Here is a 1,775-nt window from a genome sequence, read left to right as displayed (position 1 = left end):
TTTGTCGGGTTTCTGGTGGCGCGCATCACCAGGCAGCCGCTGGAGGCGCTCGGCTGGATGAACACGTTCATCGTCTATGTCGCGCTGCCGGCACTTTTCTTCCAACTGCTTGCCAAGACGCCGTTCGAAGACCTGACGGAATGGCGCTTCATCTTCGGTTCGGTCGTCTCGACCTTCATGATATTTTCCTTGATGTTCATGGGGTCGGTCCTGACCTCGCGCGGCGAGATAGCGCAATCGACCATCAAGGCGCTCGCGGCCGCCTATGGCAATATCGGCTATATGGGACCGGGCCTGGCATTGCTGGCCTTCGGCGAGGAGGCGGCTGTGCCGGTCGCCTTGATCTTCTGTTTCGAGAACATCATGCATTTCGCCATCGCACCCATGATGATGGCGCTGTCGGGCGACGACAAGACCACGCCTCTCCGGCTTGCGCTCGGTGTCGTGCGCAAGAATCGTGCTGCACCCGTTCATCATCGCAACCGCCCTGGGCGTCGGCGCCGCCTATATCGGCTTTCGACCGCCCGTGCCGGTGGAGCGATTTCTGGAATATCTTTCCCGGGCGGCCGCACCTTGCGCGCTGTTTGCCATGGGCGTCACGCTGGCGCTCAGGCCGCTCAATCGCGTCCCGCACGAGATGGTTCCGATTGCGGCACTGAAACTGATCCTGCACCCTTTGCTCTGCTATGTCGTGTTGAGCTGGATCGGCAATTTCTCTGAGACATGGGTCTTCTCGGCGGTGCTTCTGGCGGCGTTGCCGATCGCCACCAACGTCTTCGTCATCGCCCAGCAGTATGGCGTCTGGGTACAGCGCGCGTCGGCCAGTGTGCTGATCACAACCTGTCTATCGGTCGTGACTGTCACCGGGCTGCTCTACCTGATCCGGCACGATATCCTAGCGCCGGACCTGTTTCCCTAACCCGCCGGCTAGCGCGGCAAAACCGCTGCCTGGACGAAGCCCCTCGCGCATGAAAAAAGCCCGAAGCGGCGCGAAGCCACCGAGCACGCCGAGCCCGGCCACGCGGGCCATCTGGGCCGGCAGCATGTCGGAAAGCAGCGACATGTTGAGCAGGTTGACCGCACCGCTACGCGCCAGAATATCGGGGCGGCGCTTGAAATCGTAAGCCGCAAGCGCCTTGGCTGCACCCGGGTCGGATCTATTTTCACAAGCGTTTCTAACCAGATCGTCGACGTCCCTGATGCCGAGATTGAGGCCTTGCGCACCAATCGGCGGAAACACATGGGCGGCTTCGCCGACCAGCGCCACCCGATCTCGGGCGAAACGCAGTGGCGTCACCGCCGAAAGCGGATAGATCTGCCGGCCCGGCTCGACCGTCACCCGGCCCAGCATCGACTGCATCTGCTGTTCAACCCGCTGAGAAAGCGTCGTATCGTCCAGTGCGGCGAGGTCGGTCGCGGTCTCGGGCTTGACCACCCAGACTAGGCTGGAGCGATTGCCGGGCAATGGGACCTGCGTGAACGGACCGGTCTCGGTGTGGAATTCCGTCGAGGTGAAAGCGTGGTCGCCGCTATGGCCGAAATTGAGGACGAGAGCTGCCTGCGGGTAGGACCGGGCCGAGGTCGAGATGCCGGCCGCCTGGCGCGCCGGTGACAACCGCCCATCGGCGGCGACCGCAAGCGATGCGTCGACCGTGCTGCCGTCGGCCAGGACGGCACGGGCGTGCTCGGCATCGAGACGCCAGTTCGCCACTATCGACATCAGCCGGTCGATGCCGGCATGCGCGGCAACGGCGCTGGCGAGTGCCTGGTTGAGG

Annotated in this window: 1 protein-coding gene and 1 pseudogene; one reads left to right on the top strand and one right to left on the bottom strand. The window is 63.5% G+C overall.

Annotation, left to right across the window (positions count from 1 at the left end; genetic code table 11):
• A pseudogene (locus tag EOD15_RS33765) lies at window positions 1-919 on the top strand (AEC family transporter); the annotation flags it as partial.
• On the opposite strand, the gene EOD15_RS33760 reads toward EOD15_RS33765, so the two are convergent.
• A partial coding sequence (locus EOD15_RS33760) for an FAD-dependent monooxygenase (RefSeq protein WP_127409270.1) occupies window positions 896-1,775 on the bottom strand: 880 nt, incomplete at its 5' end. The pseudogene EOD15_RS33765 and the gene EOD15_RS33760 sit on opposite strands and share 24 nt — an antisense overlap.

Origin of the sequence: Mesorhizobium sp. M7A.T.Ca.US.000.02.2.1 (assembly GCF_003996995.1) — a bacterium.
Classification (GTDB): Bacteria; Pseudomonadota; Alphaproteobacteria; order Rhizobiales; family Rhizobiaceae; genus Mesorhizobium.
The sequence above is the reverse complement of the archived record's forward strand: the minus strand, read 5'-3'. Positions and strand labels throughout refer to the sequence as shown.